2 protein-coding genes are annotated in these 1,867 nt (G+C 66.4%); both read right to left on the bottom strand.

Annotation, left to right across the window (positions count from 1 at the left end):
* Positions 1–204, bottom strand: a 204-nt coding sequence (locus ABNS06_RS13155; RefSeq protein ID WP_348675053.1) for a hypothetical protein, incomplete at its 3' end; no start/stop codon positions are given.
* A 15-nt stretch (positions 205–219) separates the two neighbouring features.
* Positions 220–1,867 (bottom strand): hypothetical protein (locus tag ABNS06_RS13150; protein ID WP_348675052.1); only part of this gene is annotated, 1,648 nt, incomplete at its 5' end.

Below are 1,867 nucleotides of genomic sequence, written 5' to 3'. Positions count from 1 at the left end.
GTTGAAGCGCAGCTGCGCCGCGAGCCGGTCCGCGCGGTTGGGCCAGGCGCTTTCGTCATCATCCGGATTGTTGTAGCGGATGTTGTAGCTCATCACCCGCATCGACGCGGGCTCCGCGGTCACTTCGTCCGAGGGTGGCACCGGGTCGCTGCTGCCGCAGGCCGACAGGGCGAGCACCAGACTGGTCAGAAAAATGGATCGCATCAGGATGCTTCGCGGTCAGGGATCAATGAATTTCTTGGGTTTCAGCGCCATGCCGTTGCCGGGGCTCAGCACCGGATGTGGCGCGTCGGCCGGACGGGCCGCCGGCACCGTGACGACGTTGAAGCGCAGGTTGTCGATGTAGGCATCACCTTCCGCGCCTTCCTGGCGCAGGCCGGTGAGTTGCACCTGCGCGACGACCGCGCCGGCCGGCAGCGGCAGCGAGGTCGCCTGTTCGCTCCAGGTCGGCGTCTGATTGATCACCGGCTTGGAGGTGGCGATCTCATCACCGCCGGCGTCCAGCACCCGGAACCGCGCGACCGGCACATCATCGCCAGCGGCATTGCGCAGATCCGCCCGCAACACGGCGGTCGCCGTACCGGCGGCGATCGCATCGGTGAACGCGGTGAGGTCCACCGCCTGGGTCACGACGCTGTAGTCAAAGGCCTCTCCCCCGTCCAGCCTGTCGACGCATCCTCCAAGCACGAACCAGTTCAGCCCCGCAGACGGAACACCCAGCCCGCACAGCGCCGGCGGCGCGCGCAGCAAAGCCGGCGCCGCGGTCAACGTATTGAGCGATTCAAACCGTCCACTGACGACGGTCCAGCCCTCGGTTCCATTCTCGGCGCCGCCGTTCACCAGCAGGTTGTCGGACACCGTGGTGTCGATCACCGCAAAGCAGGTCTCGTCGGAAAACCCGGACCAGGCCCAGCGCGCGTCGCGATAGCGCACACGCCAGCAGTACTCACCGGTCTCCAGGTACGGCACGCGCCAGTAGTCCACATCCACGCCGGCATTCAGATCCCGGCGAAACCACTCGTTGCGCGCCCTCGTCTCGTTGCCCCAGATGTCCAGCAACGGCGCATCGAAGCTGCCGGAGGCGGCGCGCAGTTGCCAATGCGCCTCGTGCAGGGCATCACCGTCGGCATCGCTGTAGCCGGCGTGCAGCAGGATGTCGGCGAACGGCTGATCGCCGGTCGGGAACCGCGGCGTCGGCGCATCCGGCGCGGTGTTGTCGCCACCGATGGTGAAGGCATCGCGATCCACCTCGGCCGAGAACGCGTTCGGATAGTTCGCATGGTCGTCGCCGCCGGTGCGGCGCAGGCTGCGGATCTCCGGCGCGCCAACCGTGGAGAACTCCAGCACCGAGTAACCATATTCGTCCCAGGTGCTCTCGAACTCGTCGTAGTCGGCCTGGGCATAGTCGCCCCAGTCATCCACGCGGCCGCCGGCCGAAGCCGCGTTCATCCACAGATGCGGCACATCACGGGACTGGCCCCGGCTGTAGCCGTGCGTATGCCCGAACAGGTGACCGGTCAGAATCCCCGTGTCGGCGGAGAGCTGTTCCAGCATGTCGACGTAGGCACAGACCTGGATGCTCTCGCCGGGCAGCCACAGCTCCGACTTGCAGGGCGCGTGGATGCCGGCGATCAGATAGTCGATGTCGCCGCCGGCCCGGGCATCGGCGATTTCGGAGGTGATGAACGCGGTCTGTCCAAGTAGTTGTTGCGCGCCGCCCTGCACCGTCAGGTTCGACTGCAAGCCGAGGAAGCGGAAATTCAGGTAGTCGAGCCGGTACCACTCCTCGTCGTGGCTCAGTGATCCGTTGCTCGGCGGCGCCGCGTAGTAGAGGTAATTGGCCAGCGCGTAGTCATGGTTGCCGATG

Source organism: uncultured Abyssibacter sp. (assembly GCF_964000955.1).
GTDB lineage: Bacteria > Pseudomonadota > Gammaproteobacteria > Nevskiales > OUC007 > Abyssibacter.
The sequence above is the reverse complement of the archived record's forward strand: the minus strand, read 5'-3'. Positions and strand labels throughout refer to the sequence as shown.